The following is a 22,886-nucleotide window of genomic DNA, read 5'->3' on the forward strand; positions in this document are numbered from 1 at the left end:
CCAGATGCTTAAAAAATCTGGATTAAAAAGACGGAATTATGCCAAAAATTGATTTCATTTGTTCAGAGCAGGTAAATTTTTAAAATTTTAAAAAATCTAATTCCTAAAATTTTGCTTGTGGTTTTTTGGCCAGTGTACCAGAATACTTTGATATTGTCCGGAATAACTTGTTTAAAATAGAAGAATATAACTTAAAGAAGACCAGCCCCACCGGACTGGTTTTCGCGTTTCTAATGTATGATAACAACCTCCTCTCCTACGCCACCTTCTAAGCTAAAACAACTGCTGCAAATTCCCGTGATTGTTGCGGCCTTGGGTTATTTCGTGGATATCTACGACTTGTTGCTGTTTAGCATTGTGCGGGTGCCCAGTTTAAAATCCATGGGCTTATCCGGCGACCAATTACTCGAAGACGGCTTTTTCCTGATTAATACCCAAATGGCCGGTATGTTGGTGGGAGGCGTACTCTGGGGCATTCTGGGCGATAAAAAAGGACGGCTCTCGGTATTATTTGGGTCTATTTTGCTGTACTCGCTGGCTAATATTGCCAATGGTTTTGCTACCAGTGTTACCCAATACGCTTTGCTGCGCTTTATTGCCGGTATTGGTTTAGCCGGGGAACTGGGTGCCGGTATAACTTTAGTAGCCGAAATCTTACCCAAGGAAATCCGGGGTTACGGTACGTCGTTAGTAGCCTCGGTGGGTATTTTGGGAGCGGTGCTGGCGTACTTTATGGCCGATTTATTCGACTGGCGCATTGCTTACTTTATTGGCGGGGGCCTGGGTTTATTGTTACTGGTGCTGCGGTTTAGCGTGTTTGAATCCGGAATGTTTACCAACGTAAAAGAGCAGGAAGTAGCGCGGGGTAACTTTTTCCAATTATTTTCTTCGGGTCGCACCTTTGTTAAATACTTGCGCTGCATTTTCATTGGTTTACCCATCTGGTTTGTGATTGGGGTGCTGGTTACTTTTTCGCCGGAATTTGCGGTTGCTATGGGTGTTTCGGAGCCGGTGCAGGCGGGTAAATCCGTGATGTTTGCTTATCTGGGTTTATCGGTCGGCGATTTAAGCTCCGGTATTATCAGCCAGTATTTCCGGAGCCGGAAAAAAGTGGTGTTGGGCTTTATTTTACTGAACGTGGTCTGCGTGTTATGCTACCTGCTCATCGATCTGCCTTCGGCCGAATCGGTTTATTTTACTTGTATGGCGCTGGGTTTTTCTATTGGCTACTGGGCTTTGTTTGTAACCATTGCCGCCGAACAATTTGGCACCAACATTCGGGCTACGGTAGCTACTACGGTGCCTAATTTTGTGCGGGGCAGCTTAATTCCGGTTATCTGGCTATTCGATTATTTTAAAACGCATACCGGATTAATGCAGAGCGCCTTACTGGTAGGTACGCTCACGTTTATTATTGCCTTGGTAGCACTTTGGGGCATGTCCGAAACCTTTGGTAAAGATTTAGATTTTGTGGAGCGCTAATTAAAAGGTTATGCTGCAAACCGGCAACATTTAATACTTTTAAGAGTTACTTATAAAAGAACTATTAATTATTAACTCCATAAAGTTTTCGGAGTAAGTATAATAGTTATGTTTCATTAAAAATTATCCGTGTTTATGGATCCATATTACGCCAATAAAATGGCGAACAAGACCGAATTGGAGTTGTTGGAATACTTTAATAACCACCAAAAATACGTACCGGTAGCAGTATTAGCGGCCGTAGCCGAGTTGCAGAAGCGGGGCCGTACTTTTTCTGAAACCGAACTGGCTACCCTGGAGCCCGAACGCCAGGCCGTAAGACAAGCTTATCAAGCCGAGATGGCGGCAAAAGCAGCAGAAACGGACAACGATGAAGAAGCCGAAGAAGTATCGCAGTTATACACGCCTAATGCCATTGTGGGGTTCTCTATTTTTTTTAGTTTGCTGTTTGGGGCCATGTTGTTGGTTACCAATATCCGCGAACTTGGCAACCGCAAAGGCAGTTGGATTGTAGTTGGTTTTGGTATTGCTTATATGGCCCTGGAAGTAGTTCTTTTTCAGTTATACCGCAGCTCTACTTTAACTTTGGGTTTAAACTTAATTGGGGCTTTAATTTTAAATTTTTACTTCTGGCCCAAATACATCGGGTTTAATCAAGGCTACGAAGCCAAACCAATCTGGCGGGCTTTGCTGATTTCTATTTTAATTGTATTGCCTTTAATCATTATTGCCAGCTTGCTTCCGCAACCAGAATAAGCCTTTTTTACTTTTAGCTTTTGGGTTGATTTCAATGGTTTTTTAGACGCTCTAACCCCAAGGCTACTATCCATAACTTTTCAGAATTTATAATTCTTTTGGGATAAAAAACGCGGTTATCTTTGTTGTAAAAAGATGGCTTATACCGAGCCGTCCGGCTGAATTTTGCTTTTTACCAAAAAATTTCAGCTAGTTGTCTATCCGATAAATGAATAAATGGCGAAAATAAAAACCTCTTACTTCTGCCAGAGTTGTGGGGCGCAATCCGCAAAATGGATTGGTCGTTGCCCAGCTTGTGGCGAATGGAATACCTACGTAGAAGAAGTACTGCAACGCGAAGAAGCAGCCGGACCAGCTTCCTGGAAATCCTCTTCGTCGCTGCAAATAGCAAACAAACCCCGGCCTATTGCCGAAATCAGCTACTCCGAAGAATTGCGCCTGGATACCCGCGACCAGGAATTAAACCGGGTTTTAGGCGGCGGCATTGTGCCGGGCTCCATGGTTTTAATTGGCGGCGAACCGGGCATTGGTAAATCTACTTTAATGCTGCAGATTGCCTTAAATTTAAAAAATCAGCGGGTACTCTACATTTCCGGCGAAGAAAGCGAACAGCAAATAAAAATGCGGGCCGAACGCCTCGGTGCGCAACACCCCAACTGCTTTATTTTAACCGAAACCGGCACCCAAAATATATTCAAGCAAATTGAGCAACTGCAGCCCGAAGTATTAATCATCGACTCCATCCAAACTTTGCATTCGGCTTTTATCGAAAGTGGAGCGGGTAGTATTTCGCAGGTGCGGGAATGTACCGCCGAGTTGTTAAAATACGCTAAAGAAAGCGGTACGCCGGTGTTTTTAATCGGCCATATAACCAAAGAAGGTAACCTGGCCGGCCCTAAAATTCTGGAGCACATGGTAGATACCGTATTGCAGTTCGAAGGCGACCGCCACATGACTTACCGCATTTTACGTACCACGAAAAATCGTTTCGGTTCTACTTCCGAATTGGGCATTTACGAGATGCTGGGTACTGGTTTGCGGCAGGTTAGTAATCCTTCGGAGATATTAATTTCGCAGCGCGAAGAAAACTTTAGCGGCATTACCATTGGCGCCACTCTAGAAGGCAATCGCCCTTTATTAATTGAAGTGCAAAGTTTGGTTAGCCCGGCTACCTACGGTACGCCGCAGCGTTCCAGTACTGGTTACGATGCCAAACGGTTAAATATGTTGCTGGCCGTATTGGAAAAACGCAGTGGTTTTAAGTTAGGCTTGCAAGACGTATTTTTAAACATTGCAGGTGGCATTAAAGTAGAAGATCCGGCTATTGATTTAGCCGTGTGTGCTTCCATCCTGTCGTCGTTTGAGGATTTAGCTATTCCGCATACTACCTGCTTTGCCGCCGAGGTAGGCTTAAGTGGCGAGATCCGGGCCGTAAACCGCATCGACAACCGCATCAGCGAAGCCGAAAAGCTGGGTTTTAAAGAAATTTACATTTCTAAGTTTAATTTAAAAGGCATCGACCAGAAGAAATTAGGTATAAAAGTAAACGCGGTAAGTAAACTGGAGGAAGTTTTAAGTTCTCTTTTTGGATAAATAAAAGAAATTCACTTGGTTTTGGTTAGATAGGAGTATAAAAATCAAAAACTTAGGGTAAAATTACTGATTGTATTACAGGAATTTTTAAATTAGGCCGTACACACAACACTATTTTACCCGGGATTAATAAGTAGCCGTACACCAGCGGCATACCTGTACAAGAACTTTTATACATAAATAATTAATCCAATCCGACCTAAGCCCTGGTTTCCATCGCGCGAAGCCAGGGCAATTTCATATTAATGCGAAGCTTGCAACAAGAAAATGCATTTTTTAAAATTTTAGTTGAGCTTAAAGCTAGCGCAGCGTTCTAAGTAATTTTTGCAAAGCCAATTTTTAATTAGCTTTTGTAAAGCGCTATTGCGCCAAATGGGGAGCAGCAGTAGCTAAGCGCAATAGATACTAGTTTGGCTGTTGAGGACCTTTTAGCGTTCCGGTGCCGACGCAGGAGGCATGGCGCAGTGCAACGAGCCAAGGTTCGCTAAACCGTCCGAGAGAGCCAAACGAGGCCCGCCGGCCATGAGGCAAACTCAGCCCGTTCAAATACGATGGAACCAGTAAATGGAGACGGGAACCGGCTCCAAGTAAATACGGAAACAAACTAAATTTTTAAAAATTTACTTTTTAGCAGCTTGATAAAGCCGATGCAGGTTCCGGCTTTTAACCGGAGTAAAGTCACAGACTTTAACTTATAGATAGGCACAAGTTTGAAAACTTGCCCCAGAGAATGGGGAACAAGGAAACGGGAACCGGCGCCAAAACAAACAATAAAAAGTCCGTATCAAATATTTCATACCAATATTATATTGTTACTTTGTTTTATAGAGTAACGCTTTTGTAAATGGCCGTAACCGGAAAACTAACCGATGCTTTTAATTTGCTTTCTAAACTTACCTGGCAACGGGCGGGTAATATGGGGCAAGTGGTAAGCAGCTACATCTTATCGAAGCTTACCCAAAAAGCCACGCACTGGGGTAGCCCCATCAGTATTTCGTTTGAGCCTACTACCTCGTGTAATTTGCGTTGCCCCGAGTGCCCCAGCGGTTTGCGTTCGTTTACCCGACCTACCGGCATGCTGCCTGATGAGTTATTCCGGAATACCATCGACCAACTGCATCAGAAATTATTGTACTTAATTTTTTACTTTCAGGGCGAACCTTATTTGCATCCCCGCTTCCTGGAAATGGTACAGTATGCTTCTAAAAGAAAAATATACACAGCCACTTCTACCAATGCGCATTACCTTACCGAAGAAAACGCCCGCAAAACCGTAGAATCGGGTCTGGATCGGTTGATTATTTCCATCGACGGTACCAGCCAAGAAACTTACCAGGCTTACCGCGTAGGTGGCAACTTAAATAAAGTAATCGAAGGCACCCGCAACCTGATCAAGTGGAAGAAAGAGTTAAAATCCAAAACCCCTTTCGTGATTTTTCAATTTTTGGTGGTGCGGCCCAACGAACACCAGATAGCCGATGTTAAAAAACTGGCGGCGGAGTTAGGCGTAGACGATGTGTGGTTTAAAACAGCGCAAATTTACGATTATGCGCAAGGTTCGCCGTTAATACCTACTATAGATTATTACTCGCGGTACCAGAATACCGGCAACGGTACGTATCAGATTAAAAATAAATTGCTTAATCATTGCTGGCGCATGTGGCATTCCTGCGTTATAACCTGGGACGGCCTGGTAGTACCCTGTTGTTTTGACAAAGACGCCGAATACCGCATGGGTGATTTAAAAACCGAAAGTTTCCGGGCTTTGTGGCGCGGCACGCATTATCAGAAATTCCGGGGAGCCGTTTTAAAATCGCGGAGCCAGGTAGAAATGTGCCGGAATTGCACCGAAGGCACCAAGGTGTGGGGATAAAAAGGTAACTAGCCGCCGGATTTTTAAAAATTTAAAAATAACTTACCTGGCCTTTTCAGCAGTTGAGCGGCTTAACAGCTTTTATCCATGGATCCTAAATTAATTACCATTGCTACTTTTCCGGATGCTTTAAAGGCCCAGATCATGCGCGGTCGTTTAGAAGCCGAAGGTATTCCGGCTTTTATTGCCGATGAACATACCATTACCAACCAGCCCTTTTTGTACATGGCTTACGGCGGCGTGCGCCTGCAGGTAACGGAACAAGACCGCGATCGTGCCCTAACCGTATTAAATACCAGTGAGGCCTTTGCGGTAGAAAATACACCGGAGTACTTCCCGGATCAATGCCCCAACTGCCATTCCGATAAAGTAAAAGAAACAACCTCGGCAGCAAAGCCATCGTTATTAACTTTTCTCCGCAATGCACTTACTGCCCGTCCCAGCCAGCCTTTGGTCCGGCGGTTTACCTGTCAAAATTGCGGTTACAAATGGATCATGGAAAATTAACTAAATGACCGAATTGGAAGAAGCGCTCAGTCTGTTAATTAAAAAGCTGGAAATTTGGATGAAGCAACTGGTTTTGATGTTGCCTAATCTGATTATTGCTTTAGTGCTATTAGTAATTACTTTTTACGTAGCCCGGCAAATGCGCCGGTTTTCCGAAAAATTACTGACTCGGGTATCGCACAGTGCAGCGCTTAATAATTTGTTTGCTACCATGGTGCAAACGGGGGCTTTGTTGCTGGGTATTTTCTTTGTGCTTACTATTTTAAAGCTCGACAAAACCGTTACTACCATGCTGGCTGGGGTAGGTATTATTGGGTTAGCCTTGGGTTTAGCTTTTCAGGATATTGCTACCAATTTTATTTCGGGGGTAATTATAGCGGTGCGTAAGCCCTTTACCGTAGGCGATGTAATTGAAACCAACGAGTACTTTGGCACCATCGAACGCATTAACATGCGCACCATTGATTTGCGCCGCGTAACCGGCGAATTAGTGAAAGTGCCTAACCGGAAAGTGTTCGAAAGTGTAATGGTTAACTTCACGTACTACGGCATCCGGCGTATTGATATTAAAATGCGTGTTTCGTACGCCGAAGATTTAGAACGGGTGCAGGCGTTGGTAAAAGCTTGTGTAACCGGTATTAAAGGCATGATTGAGAACCGCGAGGTAGAAGTAGTTTACGAAGAGTTCGGGGATAGCTCGGTTAACTTTTTGGTGCGGTTCTGGATTCAGTACAAACGCCAAACCGATTATGTGCACGCCCGTAGCGCGGCCATTATTAAAATCAAAAAAGCTTTCGACGATAATCACATTCAAATTCCGTTTCCGATCCGTACCCTGGATTTTGCTGGCAAAGCGGGCGAAACTCTAAATCAGCAGTTAAAAGAAACCCTGGAAGAAGTTCGCGAAAGTAGCCGGAATAAAGCTTCGCAAAATGGCAAAAAAGAAGCGGAAGATTCATGAACCTGCCGCTTTTTAAAAAATCAGTACTGTTACTAATTTATACTAGTTTTATTTTGACTATTAGCATGGAATAAGAAATAACAAATTTCTTCTGACAATTACGTTGTTTTATCCAGCTTCTTGCCTAGGTTTTCTACTTCTACTAAAAAGGCATCTACTTCCGAGTCGGCCATGGGGCCATACGAGTTACTGATCGTGCCTTTGGTGCCATCGTTGCATTCAATAGCGTACAAAATAGACATGTCATCCGGATCGGTTTCGCCCTCAAAGCGGAAGAAATTGACGATGCGCACGTCTTCTACTCCGTAGGTTTTATCGCTGTTGAGTAAACATAAACGACCATCCGATACCCGGAAATCTTCGGTAAAGCCTTCGCTGTTTAAACGGGCTTCTACTTTAACCATGGTAGTTAATTCTTCTTTATCTTGCATAAGTTTATAATTTTTAAATTTATAGGCCAATTAAAAAATAGAGATAGACGCTATACGCAAAAACCAGAATTTGTTCTATGGCGCCTATGGTTTTTTCAAAGGTAATGGTAAAATTACGGGTACTTAGCTCTATTAATGGTCAGTAATCTTATTTGCTACTTACGTACTACCGGTTTTTTGTATGCGTAATTTTCACAGAAATTAAAAATAAATTAAAATTTAGCGTGCCTTTATTTATAGTTATGCAGCATAAAATACTTTATCTTTTACTTAGTCTGTTGCCCTGGAGCAGTGCTCTGGCTCAAAATAACCAAATAGATACTACTGGTTCGGCGGCCGTTTTGCAGGTATTGAGCAACCAGGTAGCCGCCTGGAATAAAGGCGATATTAATAACTTTATGCGCACCTACTGGAATTCGCCGGATTTGGTTTTTGTGTCGGGTACTACAGTAACCAAAGGCTGGGAACCAACTTTGGCGCGTTATAAGCGAGTATACGATTCGCGGGCTAAAATGGGAACGCTACAATTTACTAATCTAAAGGTAAGTGCGTTAGCTGGTGATTCGGCTACGGTTTTAGGTAACTGGGCTTTAACACGGGCCAACGATCACCCAAACGGCGAGTTTATTTTAAAATTCCGGAAGATAAATGACCAATGGTTCATTGTGCGCGATCAAACCAAGCAATATTAATTACCAAGGGAGCTTTAACGCAAAAGGAATAACCGCTTTTTGTAAGCAAAGGGTTAAATGAAAAAAGTAAAAATTTAAAAAATTATCGGAGCGAGGTAGATTTGGTTTCCAGGTCTTTTTTAATTTTTTCGAAATCGATGGAAGAACAGGCGCCGCCGCAACCTTTGGCGCAACCCCCACCCGCTTTCGGCCGGAAATTAGCGATAACCAAGCGGATAACGTACGCGGCAGCTAAAGCAAAAACAATAAATATAATAATCTCCTGTACCATTAATAAGTAAGCTGTTGTAAGTACTAGGTGGTTGTAAAGTGATAACTAATTTTTGCTACTATCTTATTTATATTTAGAAGCAACACCTTCCCTACCTGAAACGTGCTTTCTTATTAACTAATTGCCTCCCCAAAAAGTTTAGCAGTAGTTTATGAAAGATTGTAGCCCATTATGTAAGAGCTATAAAAACTCATAACTTTTAACTTATAATAACTACCAATACTGGGCAATTACCTGCAGCATTTCGCCGTGAACCCGGCCGTTGCTGGCTACTATTTCGCGGTCGAATACCGGGTCGCCGTTGTTGTCGGTAAACATACTTACGTAACCTCCGGCCTCGCGTACCAAAATTACGCCCGCAGCCACATCGTACGAATTTAAATTAAATTCAAAAAAACCTTCGAAAATACCTTTGGCCACGTAGGCTAAATCAATAGCGGCAGAACCCAACCGACGTACTCCGTGTGATTGCTGCATGTAGGCTTTTAAAATTTGCAGGTAGGTGTCGGTTTTGCCGAAATCAGTATACGGATAGCCCGTTACAATCAACGAATCCGATAATTTTTCTACGCCGGATACGTGGATGGGACGGTCGTTACAAAAAGCTCCTCCTCCTTTGGTAGCGTAAAAACATTCGTCGTGGCTTACCTCGTAAATTACGCCCAGCACAATCTCAGAATGCTGCATTAATCCAATGCTGATGGAGAAAAGTGGCAAACCGTGCATAAAGTTGGTAGTGCCATCCAGGGGGTCGATGATCCAGTTGTATTCGGCGCCCCGTTCGGTTACGGTACCTTCTTCGGTAATAAAACCAGCTTCGGGTAAAATTTGCTGCAATTCTTTCACTAATTGCTCTTCGGCTTGCTTATCTACGTACGATACCAAATCGTTTAAACCTTTGTGCTCAATCTTGCTGCGGTCGAAAGACTGGGCTTCGGCCCGGATAAAAGCCCCGGTGGTTTTGGTAATAGCAATTACTTTTTGGCAAAGTTCAGAAAGCTGCATACAACAAATATTTTAAAAATTTAAAAAACAAACTAAGTGAAAGAATTACTGCGAAGCGGTGCAAAGGTTATGAATACTCCGGAATATTTTGGTATCGGGCTACAAATTTGTTTTAAGTTGTTTTCTTTTCTCCTGATAGTAAATAAAAGCCGCCCGTACTCCCAACAATAACACCAAAGGAAAAAACGCCGGGTGGTACTCCTGGGGCAGCCAACGCCACGTTATTAGTAACAAGGCCATTAAACCGGCAGTTAATAAAAAGTAAATTTTTAAAAAATGCGGCGTTTTTCTCCGGAGTAAGAGCAAAGCTACGGGTAAGTGCAGAGGTATAGTCCAGAGTAAATTTAAATTTTGCGCAAAAGCTTTGTAATCGCTGCTTGTCGTCAGAAACAGTATCACGCAGCCTAACACCCCCACTACGCTGAAAAGAACTACATCAAAACTATAATCCGGGCGTTTCTGCCGCCATTGATAGCCGGTAAGCACGACTCCAAACACCAGTAAAGCCCAGCAAATAATACCTGGCCGAAGGGGTACTGGTACTTCCGTAGGTGGATTAGCTTTAAACAGAGTAGCAACAGGTTGCGCAAATGGGGCATTGCCGCTCTGGCCTTGCAAGGTGGCTTTGGCAAAGCCTTCCTGCAAATAATCCGGGATAAACATGTATTCGGTGGCAGAGGCTTTCCGGTCGCTGGTGGCGCCCATGGCTAAATCCACCCCAAAATCGGCCCACGGCAAAGGGCTTTGGTAAATGCCTACAATTTGCCGGAAGCTTAGCTGTTTTTGATTTAAAGCCGGATTAAACCGCAAACTATCGCCCAAGGTTTTCTGAAATACATCGCGGATGCGGGTGGCGCAGTTATCAAAAAAGAAATCGTAATAATACTCGCGGTTTTCGGGTAAATAGTTGGTTTGTAAAAATTGAAAAACCGCATTTTTCTGCGGCAAGGTTAAGTTTAATACCTGCTCGTACACCGACCGGTTATAATATTGGTAAGCGGCTAAAAAATCGGAAAAGTTAGATACAGCTAGCTTGTATTTTAATTTACCCATTACAAATTTAGGGTAAAAGTTGGGCGTGCTAAAGTCGAAAGTGCCGTAGTTAAAAACGTAGTCTATGCCATAACTGGGGTCATTGATCCGGATGGCGCTGTGCCCGTACATGGAGTATAACTCGTCGCCGGGCGAGCAGGTAATTAAGCTAATACGCGCCTGCGGCGATAAACTTTGCGCCTGACCCGGAACCAAGCCGAAACCAAAAAATACCAAAATAACTAGTAGCCACTTGTTTATAAAAAAGCACGAAGCAGTCATGAATAAATTTTAAAATTGTAAACGTAAAAGAGCGAAAATAAATGTAAAAATACGCTTTGTTAATTCAACCTACCGGAACAAGCGGGTAAAGTTATTATGGGCTTTTACCTTTTTGCTTAGAGCTTACCTGATTTTATGATGCGCTTTCACTTTTTTCAAAAATACGGTTAAATCCTGGATAAACTGTTGCGGGCTTTCATAATGGATGTTATGTCCGGTATCGGGATATATTTTATGAGTAATAAACGCCGGATGCTGCTTTTGCAAAGCGCTATTTTCTTCTTCAAAAGGCATAAAATCGTTTTCACTCACCGGATCTAGAATTAAAACAGGCACATTTAAATTACGATACACAATTTTAGGCTCCAGTATCGACATAGACTCCGCAAAAAGAGGCGCCCGCGTAAAACGAAGAATATTATTAGACCATTGTTTGGCAAAGCGCATATGAAACAAATCTATAACTCCCGGACTGATAGCCCAACGGTCTTTCCTGTTTTTCGTGATCCAAGCCAGTAAGTTAAATTGATTACCACCCGAGCTAGTATCGTAATTAGCATAGTAAGCTTCCAATTCGCTGGCATAGGAAGTATCGGCGGGCCAATCTTTTTCGATTTTCCGTAAAGTACTATCTAACTTCTCCGGACTCATTTGGTGGTAATAGGTATTCATGTTTACCGATCCCCCATCTTCTAATACTAAACCCAGAACCCGGTTAGGATAAGCATCATAAAAAGCCGTGCTGATATAGCCACCCCGGGACCACCCGCCTACAATCGCTTTTTCGATTTTTAGCTTATCCATTAATTCTTTTAAATCGTCGGCGATGTGGTATAAGGATACTTCGTGCGGCGGAATGGGGGTTTGCCCGTGCCCATAATAATCAATAGCAATAACGTAATAACCGGCTTTTACCAGGTTGGGCGCCACATCAAAAAGTTCGTAACCGTTCGTTAAACTACCATGCGACCAGATGAGAGGGGTACCGGATGCATTGCCCCAGGTTAGATAGTGCATCCGGGTATTTTTAGTTTGAATAAATGCTCCGTGTTCTTTTTCGAAGCGCGTAAATTCGGCTTTGGCTTCTTTATACAGGGCTTTAGCTCGCTCCAGAATAGGCGTTTTATTTTGAGCATTTAATACGAATGCGGGCAACAGGAGTAGCAAGGCAAAGAAACAAAATCTCATGGGCAGGATAGCGAATTTTGTTCAACAGGAAGGGCTGTTTTTTAAAATTTAACAGCATTCATGATTTAAATAAACCCTGATTTTTTCGTATCAAAATTTACTTTAGACCTTCCAGCACCAGCACAAATTCGCCTTTAATGGCTTTTTGTTGAAAAATTGCGATCACTTCCTGTAGCGATCCGGTTATGGTTTCTTCAAACATTTTGGTAAGCTCACGCGAAACCGATACCTGCCGTTCCTCTCCAAAAATTTCTTTAAACTGCTCCAAGGTTTTGAGTAAGCGGTGCGGCGATTCGTAAAAAATCATCGTGCGTTCTTCGGCGGCCAAGCTTTGCAGGCGGGTTTGCCGGCCCTTTTTAATAGGTAAAAACCCTTCGAAGGTAAACCGCTCTGAGCTAAAACCTGATTTTACCAGTGCCGGCACAAAAGCTGTGGGGCCGGGCAAACATTCTACGGCTACCCCATTTTTCAAGCATTCACGCACCAGTAAAAAACCTGGGTCCGAAATAGCAGGCGTACCCGCATCCGAAACTAAGGCCATTTTCTCGCCATCGAGCATGCGTTGCACTAAGTGCGCGGCAGCTTTGTGTTCGTTGTGCAGGTGGTGGCTGTGCATGCGTTTTTCAATACCCAAGTGCTGCAATAATTTGCCGCTGGTACGAGTGTCTTCGGCCAGAATCGTGTCTACTTCTTTTAAAATGCGAATAGCCCGCAAGGTAATATCTTCGAGGTTGCCGATGGGCGTTGGCACCAGGTACAACCTGGTTTCGTGGGTAGTTGCCATACTTCAAAGGTAGGTATTTTGGTTTAAGTAAGTGGAGGAACAGGTTATTGTTTGAAGATTATTTCTCTTTCAGGTTTTCTTTGGCCCTAATTCCGGTTACCCAACCCCGAGTTATTTGGTTTATGGGTGTTGGGTTTTCCTTTCTGTCTGAGGCACCGTGCCTAAAACAGGGATAAGGATGCGGCAATTCCTTTCTCCATTCTTATGTTTTTATACTGTAACGTTGAAATTGAGAAAATTTAAAAATTCTACCATTTCGTAATGTCAACCACCCCTGCCCTTCCTTAGATAAGGAGGAGCATGGGTGGTTAAATTTTGTGGAGAATCGCTGATTTTTTTAAATTTTCTACTAATTGGTCAACCTCGAAAGCTCAATCTTTATCGGTTTTACCTTTTACCTCCGTTACGGGGCTATCCAGCAACTGCGTCGTTTTTACTAAACGAATAAATTCGGCGCGGTAGCCTTCGCTGTCATTACCTTTAGCATTTTCCGCGAGATGAAGCACGCCAGCGTAAGTAGCTTGCCCTTTATGTTCGGAGTCGCGGAGCAGCATGCCAAATGCGGCAACGGCTGCCGCAAAGCGCAAGTTCTCCGAAGGGTTAGCGGTTAGCGTAGGGTATACTACGTGTTCGAGTAACTGGCTAGTATTACTTGTAGGTTTTTTGTAGCGCAACTTTAGGGTTAGCAGTTCGCCAGAGAAGTTGTTTTTATCCGCGTTTTTAACGGGTTGGTATTTAAGTGGATCAGCCTCCGCTACGTTCTTTTTACTAGTGGCCGGCACAATTTCGTAGAGCGCCGTTACGGTGTGGCCGGCGCCTAAATCGCCGGCGTCTTTCTTGTCATTTTTAAAATCTTCGTCGGCTAGCTGCCGGTTTTCGTAGCCAATTAAGCGGTAGGCTTTTACGTGGGTTGGGTTAAACTCGAGTTGTAGTTTTACATCTTTGGCGATGGTAAATAAAGTACCGCCAAATTCATTCACAAAAACTTTCTTCGCTTCTTGGATATTATCCACGTAGGCGTAGTTGCCATTTCCTTTGTCGGCTAGTTTTTCCATGCGGCTGTCTTTGATGTTGCCGGTACCAAAACCCAGCACTGTTAAAAATACGCCGCTTTCTCGTTTTTCTTCTATGAGCCTTTCCAGCTCCGATGTGCTGGATACGCCCACGTTAAAGTCGCCGTCGGTAGCCAGTATTACCCGGTTATTGCCATTTTTTAAAAAATTCTCCTGTGCCACGTTGTAGGCCAGTTTTATGCCTTCACCGCCCGCCGTTGAACCACCGGCTTGCAGCCGGTCTAATGCCGCTAGAATTACTTCTTTTTGGTTTCCTGCGGTTGGTGGCAGTACCAAACCCGCTGATCCGGCATAAACCGTTATGGCTACTTTATCTTGCGGCCGCAATTGGTTTACCAGTAACTTAAATCCGGCAATTACCAAAGGTAATTTATCCGGCGAATCCATCGAACCCGACACATCAATCAGGAAAACCAGGTTAGCCGGTGGTAAATTACCCGTAGCAATGTTCTTGCCTTGTAAGGCAATATGCAGTAGTTGATTATCCTGGTTCCAGGGGCAAGCCGCCAGTTCAGTTATTACGGCAAACGGATCTTCGGGTGTGGGTTGCGGATAATTGTATTTAAAATAATTGACCATTTCTTCTATGCGCACGGCATCTTTGGGAGGTTTTTGACCATTATTTAAAAAACGGCGCACGTTGCTGTACGAAGCCGCATCTACGTCAATGGAAAACGTAGAAAGCGGGTGACGCTTGGTAGCTAAAAAATTGTTGTCTTCAATGCGGTCGTATTCTTCGGTATTAAAACGTGGCTGGGAATAATAATCAATGGGCATACTCATCCGGCGGGTTTCACGGGAAACATTTCCTCTTATTCGAACGCCGCTTACTACTCCGGCTACTTTCCCGGCTAAACTTTGCACGTTGCTATAACCCGTTACCACTACTTCCTCCAATGCCTGATTATTGGGCTGTAGAGCTACTTTTATCGTATTAGCCGCATTCAGTTTTACTTCTTGAGTAGTAAAGCCTATATAATTAAAAACCAGGGTTTGGGTAGTATGGGGCACTTCCAACTTAAATTTTCCTGAAGTGTCTGTAACCGTACCAATGGAAGTACCTTTAGCCGTAACCGTAACTCCGGGCAAAGGTTGAAGGGTAGCGGCATCGGTAACTTGTCCGGAAACTATCCGGGTTTGGGCTAAATTGGAAAAAGCCGTTAGAAAAAAGAAAAGAACGAGTAAGTAGCAGTAGTTTTTCATGGCGGTATTGTTAAGATTTGTTCCATGATGGTTTAACCGCCGGATTTACACAGGAGAAAAGGTATTATTTTCAAAATAAATTCTTTTATTTAAGTAAGAATTATACGGCTAACATGTTCCTTAAACTATTCTCCAAAACACCCAAACCGCCCTCCGACCTGGAACTGGTACAACGCTATCAGGAAACGGGTGATTTGGCTTACATAGGAGAATTATTTGAACGCTATACCGAAATAGTGTTCCTGGTTTGCCGCAAGTACCTGCCCGACGAAGATTCCAGCAAAGACGCCACCATGCAGGTATTTGAGCAACTCATTCAATCGTTGAAAAAACACCAGATTACTAATTTTAAAAGTTGGCTGCACGTTACCGCTAAAAACCATTGTTTAATGCAGCTACGGGCCCAAAAGAGTAAGCCTACCTTTTCTTTGGATGCCGAACCTAATTTGCATGTGCAATTCAGTAACAGTTTGCATCATAGCAACGGCGAAACCGAGGCCCGGGAACAAGAATGGCAATTACTCGAAAAAGCCTTGGATGGATTGCCGCCGGAACAACGTTTTTGCCTGGAGTTGTTTTACCTGCAGGAAAAAAGTTACAGCCAGATTGCCGAACAAACCGGCTACGATGTAAACCGGGTGCGCAGTTATATTCAGAACGGGCGGAGAAATTTAAAAATTTACGTGGAGAAGCACCATGATGCAACCTGATACTTCCAAATGGCTTTTGCCCACCGACGGACATCCTTCGCTGGAGCAGCTGCGGCTGTATCAGCAGGAAGAAGAATTATCTGCGCGCAGCCGGCATCAGGTAGAAAAACACCTGTTGGATTGTGAATTATGTTCGGATATTTTGGCTGGCATGGCGCTTAGCAACCAGGCGCAAACGCAAGCGGCTTTAAACCAGATAAGCAAGCGGGTAAACAACCGCGTGCAGCAGGAATCAACCAAGAAAGTACGCCCCATGTACGGCCCGATGCTGGGAATAGCGGCGACACTGGTTATTTTGTTAGTAAGCGTGGGACTATTCCGCTACCTGCAACAACCCGATTCGGCACCGATTACTCGCGAAAATACCGTGGCTAAAAGTTCGCCAGCACCTACTCAATCTGTTCCGGTTTTACCCGAAGCCCCAATTATTAAACCCGCTGAACCGCAAGTAGAAATAAATCCTAAAGAAATAAGGAAAGCGCCAATTATAGCCCAGCGTAAGGTAAAGGTAAGTAAACCAGAAAAAGCCGTTGCAGTTACTACCGATAAACCACAAGAACTATCTTTCCCAATTGATACGGCCGCCGTGCTGGATGCTTTCGCAATAAAAACTGAAGACACGCCGCGTGCTGGTTATACAAGTTCTACGCCGCAAGGGAATGCCAGTAAGGTAGATTTAACGGGAGCTTTAAATAAAGTAGCCTCGTCGTTAGCGGGTAAGCAAATGGGAATAGCCTTGCGGCGAACCGGAACATTTACCGGCCAACGGGTAACCGGTCAGGTTACTGATTCTGAAGGAGAACCTATTGCAGGAGCCAACGTGGTGGTAAGCGGCACTACCACCGGCACTACCACCGATGCCGCCGGCAAGTTTTCATTGAACGTACCCGCCGGGAAAGATGCCCTTACCTTTAATTACATCGGGTACCAATCGCAGGAGCAAAAAATTAAGGAGGAAACTACTCTGGCCGTAAAATTAAGAGAGGACCCGAACAGTTTGCAGGAAGTAGCGGTGCTTTCCTATAGTCAGCCCCGCAACATTGCCGTGGAAGTAACCCGGGCTAAACCGCAAAACGGACGTAAAGAATTTAATCAATACATCCGCGAAAATCTGCAATATCCCGTCGAAGCCCGGCAGCAAAAGCAGGAAGGGAGGGTAGACGTTGGTTTTACCGTAACGGAGCATGGCGCTTTAACAAATTTTAAAATTTTAAAAAGTTTGAGCCCCGCCTGCGACGCCGAAGCTATCCGGTTGATTAAAGAAGGTCCGGCCTGGCAACCCACCGTTATGCAGGGCCAGCCCCAACCAGAAAACGTGCAGGTAAGCGTACGTTTTAAGCTGTAAACGCAGGCGGTAGCTGTTAAGCTATAATCCGCTGCGGTAAGTTTTTAATTATTATCTTGTTTTGAGTAGAATAATCCGCCAATTTACCTCAGCGTTTCGGGTTCGTTCTGATGTATTTTTAATTGGCAAAACAGAATTTATCGTACCTGAGCAGCATTAAAATGCAAATCAGAATAACTCGAATAAGCTTCAGGTACAACTGTCCATTCCATTTCTAAATTAAGTATATCTACTATGGCCAACGTCTTAAATTATTTACCCGAACTGGAAGCCGACGAGATGGCTTTTGTGCAAGGCTTTTTTCAAAATTTTAACGAGCAGCAAGCCCAGCAATTCACGGACATTTACCGTTTGCGCCGGAAAAGACCTGAGCTTATTCTGTTTACTGCCCTGCTCGGTTTTGTCGGGTTTGCGGGTATTCAGCGCTTTGTGGTGGGTGATATTGGGTTGGGAATTCTGTATTTCTTTACGGCCGGACTCTGCTTTATTGGTACCATTGTGGATGTAATTAAATATCGCGGTATAGCGTTTAATGCCAATATAAAAGAAGCCCAACGCACCAATATTCTAGTGATGGGGCAAGCAGGGAATGGTTTTTAATGTACTCCCACCGGAGGAAGAAAATTTTAAAAAATAAAAAGATAGCGCAGGCATCTTGCTTCCGCTATCTTTTTATGCTACATGCCTTGTTCCAGTCTAACTGTAAATTTTAAAAATCAGCGGCTGCTACTTTATCCTGACTAAATTGGCCGAGTACTTCTTTAATGCCGCTTAAACCAGCCGCGATACTTTCCATTTGCGCCAGTACCTGCCCCACCTGGTTGTCTGCACCAAAAGTTTTTAATTTTAAGTTACGGCTAAAGGTTTCTTTAATGGCTTCCCAGCGTTGTAATTCTGCAGCATTAGCAAATCCGGTAAGTTCTTTAAACTTTAATAAGTTAGCTTCCGCGCCGGTGGCTAGGGTTTGTGCTTCGGCTTCGTAGTGCGCTAAAATCAAGGTTTCCAGTTCCTGGTCGTTCATCACCGGATTTACTTTTTCGGCCAGCTTGTTCATGTTGCGGTAAGAGCCTTGCAGTTTAAACGCCGGCTCGGTGCGGTACTCTTCGGCCTGTGCAGCCGAATAGATGTACGCGGTATTTACCCTTAGAATGACATCCCGGATTCTGAGTAACTTTTGAAATACTCTCACTAATTCGTTTATTTCTTCGGCAGCGTAATTGCCTTCCAGTTCTAAGCTTTCCTTTTCGCCGGTTTCGGCTACCCGGATTAAGGTATATATATCTTGCTGGCTTTTGCTGGTGAGTTGGGCCAATGTAACGTTAGAGGTAAGGGCATTTTCCAGGTAACTCAATTTAAAAACTGCTTCGGTATCGCCGATGATGTCGCCTAAGTTGTAAATATCGGCCCGGTTCGCGAGCATGTCGGGTATCCGGAATTTTTCGCCGGTTTCGGTGTACGGGTTACCAGCCATAACCACGCATACTTTTTTACCCCGAAAATCGTAGGTTTTGGTTTTACCTTTGTACGTGCCTTCAATTTTGCGTTGGGCATCGCATAACGAAATAAACTTTTGCAAGAATTCCGGATTACAATGCTGAATATCGTCCAGGTAAATCATGACGTTATCGCCCATCTCGAAAGCTAAGTTCAGCTTGCCTAATTCTTCGCGGGCTGCGGCATTCGGCGCTTCGCTGGGGTCTAAAGAAGTAACCTGGTGGCCAATGGCGGGGCCGTTAATTTTCATAAAAATCACGCCCAACCGGTTGGCAATGTACTCCATCAGTGTGGTTTTACCGTAACCCGGCGGCGAGAGCAGCAATAACATTCCCATCAGGTCGGTGCGTTTAGTATCGCCGGCCGTACCCATTTGTTTCGCTAAGTTGGCGCCGATTAAAGGCAAATAAACCTGATCAATTAATTTGTTCCGCACAAACGAGGATAACACCCGGGGCTTAAATTCTGATAAGCGCAATTCTTCGGCAAAGGCCTGGGTTAAGCCTCTTTTTAGCTCGTTGAATTGTGTAAACCGGGGTGCTACCGTAGTGGCGTAGCTGGTTAATTTTTCCTGAAACGCGTGAAAATCTAGACGGTATTGCTGCTTTTGAACCAATGGGTGCGCGCCCTGCATACTCGTTACAATCTCGGTTAAAGCCGCGTGATGCACGCGTTGCAAATTAAAATCATGGGTAAACAAAAGTACTGCGGCTTCTGCTACATAATCGGGGTTAAAGCTACTACCAGCCTGCTGTAAAAAGGCTTTCAGCCAATGCTGAATTAACTTAAACTGCTGTACCGGGTTGTTAGCAAAAGCTGCTACAGAAGTATCGTATGTACTTATAACTTTTTTATCTGTTAAATATTGCTGAAAACCCTGGTACAAGGCCGCAGCCTGGTCCGAGATAATAAAATGGTTCGGGCGAATTAATTCGTAAAACAAGTACTCGCCCGCCTTTTCACTGTTAGCGTTAGCGCACAACCCGGTTTCGTTTACAAACGCCTGGATACCTAGTTGCAATTCCTGAATAACAGCTTCGAACTGCCGGGTTTCGGGGAAAACCTGTAAAATAGCGCTTATTCCTTGTAACTGGTTGGTTAGTATTTCTTTCTGATCTTCGGCGATAAAAGCTTTCCAGAATAACTGCGTTGCTGCCCGGTCCAGGGGAGCGTAGCGCAACAGATCGGCGGTTTTTAAAAATCGAACCAGCACCGTTAACAACTGAGTTGCGTCCTGGTCGTGCACCCCTTTAATGTACCCTTCGTTGAAGCGCGCCGCCATAAATTTTTGCGTGTACTCCAACAGTTCGGCAGCGGTCAGCTTATGCAAATCATTCACCGACAAATAAGCGAAACCTTCGCTTGAAGCAAAGTCCGAGGCGCTTTGAGCAGCCTGCAAAATTTGAAAAGCCAGGTACTCGGCCCGGTACACCGTATTATTTTCGGATACCAGCGTTTGTTCCCAAATTGGCTGATAACTCAAAAAATGCGGGTCGGTTATTTTTTCAAAAAAGTTGGTGCCGGTAAGGTGGTAATACATGGCGTTGTCGCGCAGTACTACGCTTAAATCCAGCGGTTGGGTATTTACCGTAAAAGCATGCGGCCCAAATTGAATGATGTTCGAACCCACCACAAAAAGCTCGTTTTTGTCTTTTAGCTGCCTTACCGTGTCTTCTTTTAAGGCTTTTAAACGGCTTTGGATCGTATCGGCTTTCACGGTGTCGCCGATGTGCAATAACTCCACCACGGTATTCCGGACTTTTTCCACCATTAAATCCGCGGCAAAATACCCGTTTATATCGTTTACCGTGGTAAGTTTGGCTACCCGACCCTGCATGGCTTTTAAAATACGCTCAGCCGTTTGTTGCAGGTTAGTAGCACGTTTGTTTTGAGCTTCCTGTAAGGCGGCTTTTCTGGATTCAAAAGCGCTGTAAATTTCCTCGCGCTTGTGGCTAATCTGGTCGGTAAACTCGTCGAAATCCGTGAACTTGCCTTCCAGTTCTTCCAACTGCACCATTACTTTGGCCAGGTATTCTTCGCATTTAGCCGGCGTATCGCAAACATCCAGGTAATTAATAACGCTTTGGCTGATAAGCTTGATCTGGGAGTTAAATTCGGCTTTGCCTTCCTGGCTTACTAGTTCTAAACGCTTGCGTTTTAAACCGGCTTTGGTTTGATTGAAAGTGGCGTAAATAGCCGAAATAGTATCTACAATCCTAGTGGTTTGGGTGGCGTCTTCTACTTTTAAATTACTGACCACATCAAGGAGCATCTCCAGCTCACCGGCTATGGCCGCAATGCTTTTCTCGGTAGCATCCGCTTCTACTACTTTCTCAATTTTTTGAATATCAGCTTGGATGTTCCGGATGCGTTGCTCGTAAGGTGTAAGGGCATCGGGTTGCAGCAGGAAAGTAATGCTGGCATTGGCGGTTTGCTGGGTATATTCCTGTATTTGTTGTTCGTAAGTGTCGATTAAAGCCAGGTCAGCGTAGCGCAAATCTTTTAACGAGATCATTTCGCCACGCACCGAACGCAGTTCCGCCAGGTACTTCACGAAATCCAGAATAGCCGTGGGCTTCTGAATTTTTAAATTTTTAATTAAATCCTCAGCTTTTGCAATTACCTTGGTTACCTGCTCGCGGGTGCTTTTTTTAATGCGCAGTACCTTTTCGTATTCTTCTACCGCCGCCGTAGCGCTTTGCCGGATTGCGCTGATGGGTTCCGCCAGGTTATAAGTTTCCGTACGATTCAGCCAGTGGTAAGTATCCAGCAAATCGGTGCTCAGCTTGATTAAATCGAGGTATAAATTCCCGTACGAATCTTCTTTTTGTAACAAGGTCAACACCTCGGTGCTTTCGGCCATGGCCCGCACAATATCTTTGTTGCCTACTTTATACAGGTAAGAATCCAGGGTTACGGGTATGGCGTAATTGCTGCCAATATAAGGCGTTTGCCAGATTTGGATAGCGTGGTGTTTTTTGGCTTCGGCATCGGCTTTAAAATAACATAACTCGCCATTTTCAAAAATTGCGTAGCCGTGGCAAACAATCGGGTTTTCTATTTTCTGCGTGATTACATTGTACGATAGCAGCAAGTACACGCCGTTGGCTTTGTTGTAAAAGACGAACAGATAATCTTCGCCGTTGGGCGAGGCAATCCGTTTTTCAAAAAGCATATCCGCCAAGCCATTGTCAAATTCTTTAAACTCGCCGGTTTGCAGATAATAGCCGTACGCGTAAATAATGCCTTGATTTTCCGGAAGCAGCACGCAGCAGTTTTCGAGGGCATCGATGCGGCGCACTTCGCGCAACTTCGCGTTAAAAACCAGGTAGCGATACTTGATCTCTTTGTAAGGCCGTATTTTTAAAATTATAATGTTGCCGATAATGGCGTAGTAGATTTCCGAATCATCCAGCGTTTGGTCTTTGTCCTCCACGGGTTCGGCGTAAATACCCAAGCCAGTTTCCGTGTTATCTTCTACTTTTATGGTGAGGTCGCCGTGGGTGGTTTCTACAAATACTTTGTCTTCGATGGAAACGTGCGGGAACTTGCCTTTGCGTTGGGCTTCCCGTACGGTGCGCTTCCAGGCAAAATCATGCTGGTTCGGGAATACAAATTCGTGATCGCTACGATTGTCCACGTAAGTCAGGGAGTTTTCCTTGATCAGCCACTTAAACGTTTTAATATCGTTTACGCCTTTGCCAATCCGGAACACCATGTACAGGTGCGTACCCATTACCGCAAATTTTACGAACTGGGTGTTCTTGTAATAACGATACAGTTTTTTAAAATCATCCAGAAATACCGCGTCCGAAAGTAACGTTAAGGTCTGCTGCTGAAAAGTCCGGTTCTGGTAATTGTAAATACTAAATACATCCGCCAGTTCTATCTCCGCTTTTAATCCCAGATGCACGTTATAGCCAAAAATAAAAGAATTTCCCACGGGCACCATGTCCCAAGGAATGCAATTATTATCGGTAGTTACGCGTTCCGTAGCCAGCAAAGTGGTAGCGATAGCACCAAAAACCTGCTTGCGTTCCTGGTTTAACTGATTTAAGCGATTACGTAAATCTTGTCCGCTTTTTTGCAGCCGGCCCCTTAGTATGTCGTAAGTACCGCCTTCTAATTGTACATTTTGGGCAGCTGGTGTATTGTTTTCGGCCATAAGCGGCAGTAAACTAAAGTAATTTATGATTGAATGTTA

At 44.2% G+C, this 22,886-nt stretch carries 18 protein-coding genes; 10 read left to right on the forward strand and 8 right to left on the reverse strand.

The features are described 5' to 3' along the window. The first annotated feature begins 237 nt into the window (after positions 1-237). The 6 genes from HUW51_RS08205 (at position 238) to HUW51_RS08230 (ending at position 7,172) form a co-directional block, all read left to right on the forward strand. Positions 238-1,482, forward strand: coding sequence for an MFS transporter (locus HUW51_RS08205; RefSeq protein WP_185273490.1), 1,245 nt, complete (start codon positions 238-240; stop codon positions 1,480-1,482). A gap of 135 nt (positions 1,483-1,617) precedes the next feature. Then, a complete protein-coding gene (locus HUW51_RS08210; RefSeq protein ID WP_185273491.1) occupies positions 1,618-2,238 on the forward strand; it encodes a hypothetical protein in 621 nt (206 codons plus the stop codon). A gap of 216 nt (positions 2,239-2,454) precedes the next feature. Then, the gene (gene radA / locus HUW51_RS08215) at positions 2,455-3,831 is read left to right on the forward strand and encodes a DNA repair protein RadA (protein WP_185273492.1); all 1,377 of its coding nucleotides are present in this window, start codon (positions 2,455-2,457) and stop codon (positions 3,829-3,831) included. 844 nt (positions 3,832-4,675) lie between these two features. Next, entirely contained in the window at positions 4,676-5,704 is a 1,029-nt protein-coding gene (locus tag HUW51_RS08220; RefSeq protein ID WP_185273493.1) for an SPASM domain-containing protein, read from the forward strand. Positions 5,705-5,791: 87 nt separating this feature from the next. Further along, complete coding sequence (locus HUW51_RS08225; protein WP_185273494.1) at positions 5,792-6,211, forward strand: putative signal transducing protein; 420 nt, start codon at positions 5,792-5,794, stop codon at positions 6,209-6,211. Positions 6,212-6,215: 4 nt separating this feature from the next. After that, positions 6,216-7,172: a mechanosensitive ion channel family protein gene (locus HUW51_RS08230; RefSeq protein WP_185273495.1), complete on the forward strand. Its 957-nt coding sequence runs from the start codon at positions 6,216-6,218 to the stop codon at positions 7,170-7,172. A gap of 98 nt (positions 7,173-7,270) precedes the next feature. Here the strand turns inward: HUW51_RS08230 and HUW51_RS08235 are convergent, their stop codons facing one another. Continuing rightward, positions 7,271-7,603: a hypothetical protein gene (locus tag HUW51_RS08235; RefSeq protein ID WP_185273496.1), complete on the reverse strand. Its 333-nt coding sequence runs from the start codon at positions 7,601-7,603 to the stop codon at positions 7,271-7,273. A 242-nt stretch (positions 7,604-7,845) separates the two neighbouring features. Between HUW51_RS08235 and HUW51_RS08240 the strand changes: the two genes are divergently transcribed. Continuing rightward, entirely contained in the window at positions 7,846-8,295 is a 450-nt protein-coding gene (locus tag HUW51_RS08240; protein WP_185273497.1) for a YybH family protein, read from the forward strand. Positions 8,296-8,377: 82 nt separating this feature from the next. Here HUW51_RS08240 and HUW51_RS08245 read toward each other — a convergent pair whose 3' ends face one another. The 6 genes from HUW51_RS08245 to HUW51_RS08270 form a co-directional block, all read right to left on the reverse strand. Next, positions 8,378-8,566: a FeoB-associated Cys-rich membrane protein gene (locus tag HUW51_RS08245; protein ID WP_185273498.1), complete on the reverse strand. Its 189-nt coding sequence runs from the start codon at positions 8,564-8,566 to the stop codon at positions 8,378-8,380. A 213-nt stretch (positions 8,567-8,779) separates the two neighbouring features. Next, the gene (locus tag HUW51_RS08250) at positions 8,780-9,571 is read right to left on the reverse strand and encodes an inositol monophosphatase family protein (protein ID WP_185273499.1); all 792 of its coding nucleotides are present in this window, start codon (positions 9,569-9,571) and stop codon (positions 8,780-8,782) included. 99 nt (positions 9,572-9,670) lie between these two features. Further along, a complete protein-coding gene (locus HUW51_RS08255; protein ID WP_185273500.1) occupies positions 9,671-10,885 on the reverse strand; it encodes an Lnb N-terminal periplasmic domain-containing protein in 1,215 nt (404 codons plus the stop codon). 123 nt (positions 10,886-11,008) lie between these two features. Beyond that, on the reverse strand, positions 11,009-12,073 hold the full coding sequence (locus HUW51_RS08260) for an alpha/beta fold hydrolase (protein ID WP_185273501.1): 1,065 nt from the start codon (positions 12,071-12,073) through the stop codon (positions 11,009-11,011). Positions 12,074-12,170: 97 nt separating this feature from the next. Next, entirely contained in the window at positions 12,171-12,857 is a 687-nt protein-coding gene (gene rsmI, locus HUW51_RS08265) for a 16S rRNA (cytidine(1402)-2'-O)-methyltransferase (protein ID WP_185273502.1), read from the reverse strand. A gap of 371 nt (positions 12,858-13,228) precedes the next feature. Next, a complete protein-coding gene (locus tag HUW51_RS08270) occupies positions 13,229-15,133 on the reverse strand; it encodes a vWA domain-containing protein (protein ID WP_185273503.1) in 1,905 nt (634 codons plus the stop codon). 113 nt (positions 15,134-15,246) lie between these two features. On the opposite strand from HUW51_RS08270, the gene HUW51_RS08275 reads away from it, so the two are divergent. From HUW51_RS08275 to HUW51_RS08285, 3 genes are all read left to right on the forward strand, one after another. After that, positions 15,247-15,843 carry an RNA polymerase sigma factor gene (locus HUW51_RS08275; protein ID WP_185273504.1) on the forward strand — a complete coding sequence of 199 codons (597 nt, stop codon included), beginning with the start codon at positions 15,247-15,249 and terminating at the stop codon, positions 15,841-15,843. Continuing rightward, positions 15,830-17,188 (forward strand): energy transducer TonB, encoded by a 1,359-nt coding sequence (locus tag HUW51_RS08280; protein ID WP_185273505.1) that lies wholly within the window; start codon positions 15,830-15,832, stop codon positions 17,186-17,188. Before HUW51_RS08275 ends, HUW51_RS08280 begins: the two co-directional genes overlap by 14 nt. Positions 17,189-17,422: 234 nt before the next feature. After that, on the forward strand, positions 17,423-17,788 hold the full coding sequence (locus HUW51_RS08285; protein ID WP_185273506.1) for an NINE protein: 366 nt from the start codon (positions 17,423-17,425) through the stop codon (positions 17,786-17,788). Positions 17,789-17,897: 109 nt separating this feature from the next. On the opposite strand, the gene HUW51_RS08290 is transcribed toward HUW51_RS08285, so the two are convergent. After that, complete coding sequence (locus HUW51_RS08290; RefSeq protein WP_185273507.1) at positions 17,898-22,847, reverse strand: DNA repair ATPase; 4,950 nt, start codon at positions 22,845-22,847, stop codon at positions 17,898-17,900. Positions 22,848-22,886: the final 39 nt, after the last annotated feature.

The organism is Adhaeribacter swui, assembly GCF_014217805.1.
Classification (GTDB): domain Bacteria; phylum Bacteroidota; class Bacteroidia; order Cytophagales; family Hymenobacteraceae; genus Adhaeribacter; species Adhaeribacter swui.

Excerpts from the sequence above, each read along its gene's own strand:
- HUW51_RS08205 (WP_185273490.1), top strand. The coding sequence starts at position 238 with ATGATAACAACCTCCTCTCCTACGCCACCTTCTAAGCTAAAACAACTG.
- HUW51_RS08210 (WP_185273491.1), top strand. The coding sequence starts at position 1,618 with ATGGATCCATATTACGCCAATAAAATGGCGAACAAGACCGAATTGGAG.
- radA (WP_185273492.1), top strand. The coding sequence starts at position 2,455 with ATGGCGAAAATAAAAACCTCTTACTTCTGCCAGAGTTGTGGGGCGCAA.
- HUW51_RS08220 (WP_185273493.1), top strand. The coding sequence starts at position 4,676 with ATGGCCGTAACCGGAAAACTAACCGATGCTTTTAATTTGCTTTCTAAA.
- HUW51_RS08225 (WP_185273494.1), top strand. The coding sequence starts at position 5,792 with ATGGATCCTAAATTAATTACCATTGCTACTTTTCCGGATGCTTTAAAG.
- HUW51_RS08230 (WP_185273495.1), top strand. The coding sequence starts at position 6,216 with ATGACCGAATTGGAAGAAGCGCTCAGTCTGTTAATTAAAAAGCTGGAA.
- HUW51_RS08235 (WP_185273496.1), bottom strand. The coding sequence starts at position 7,603 with ATGCAAGATAAAGAAGAATTAACTACCATGGTTAAAGTAGAAGCCCGT.
- HUW51_RS08240 (WP_185273497.1), top strand. The coding sequence starts at position 7,846 with ATGCAGCATAAAATACTTTATCTTTTACTTAGTCTGTTGCCCTGGAGC.
- HUW51_RS08245 (WP_185273498.1), bottom strand. The coding sequence starts at position 8,566 with ATGGTACAGGAGATTATTATATTTATTGTTTTTGCTTTAGCTGCCGCG.
- HUW51_RS08250 (WP_185273499.1), bottom strand. The coding sequence starts at position 9,571 with ATGCAGCTTTCTGAACTTTGCCAAAAAGTAATTGCTATTACCAAAACC.
- HUW51_RS08255 (WP_185273500.1), bottom strand. The coding sequence starts at position 10,885 with ATGACTGCTTCGTGCTTTTTTATAAACAAGTGGCTACTAGTTATTTTG.
- HUW51_RS08260 (WP_185273501.1), bottom strand. The coding sequence starts at position 12,073 with ATGAGATTTTGTTTCTTTGCCTTGCTACTCCTGTTGCCCGCATTCGTA.
- rsmI (WP_185273502.1), bottom strand. The coding sequence starts at position 12,857 with ATGGCAACTACCCACGAAACCAGGTTGTACCTGGTGCCAACGCCCATC.
- HUW51_RS08270 (WP_185273503.1), bottom strand. The coding sequence starts at position 15,133 with ATGAAAAACTACTGCTACTTACTCGTTCTTTTCTTTTTTCTAACGGCT.
- HUW51_RS08275 (WP_185273504.1), top strand. The coding sequence starts at position 15,247 with ATGTTCCTTAAACTATTCTCCAAAACACCCAAACCGCCCTCCGACCTG.
- HUW51_RS08280 (WP_185273505.1), top strand. The coding sequence starts at position 15,830 with ATGATGCAACCTGATACTTCCAAATGGCTTTTGCCCACCGACGGACAT.
- HUW51_RS08285 (WP_185273506.1), top strand. The coding sequence starts at position 17,423 with ATGGCCAACGTCTTAAATTATTTACCCGAACTGGAAGCCGACGAGATG.
- HUW51_RS08290 (WP_185273507.1), bottom strand. The coding sequence starts at position 22,847 with ATGGCCGAAAACAATACACCAGCTGCCCAAAATGTACAATTAGAAGGC.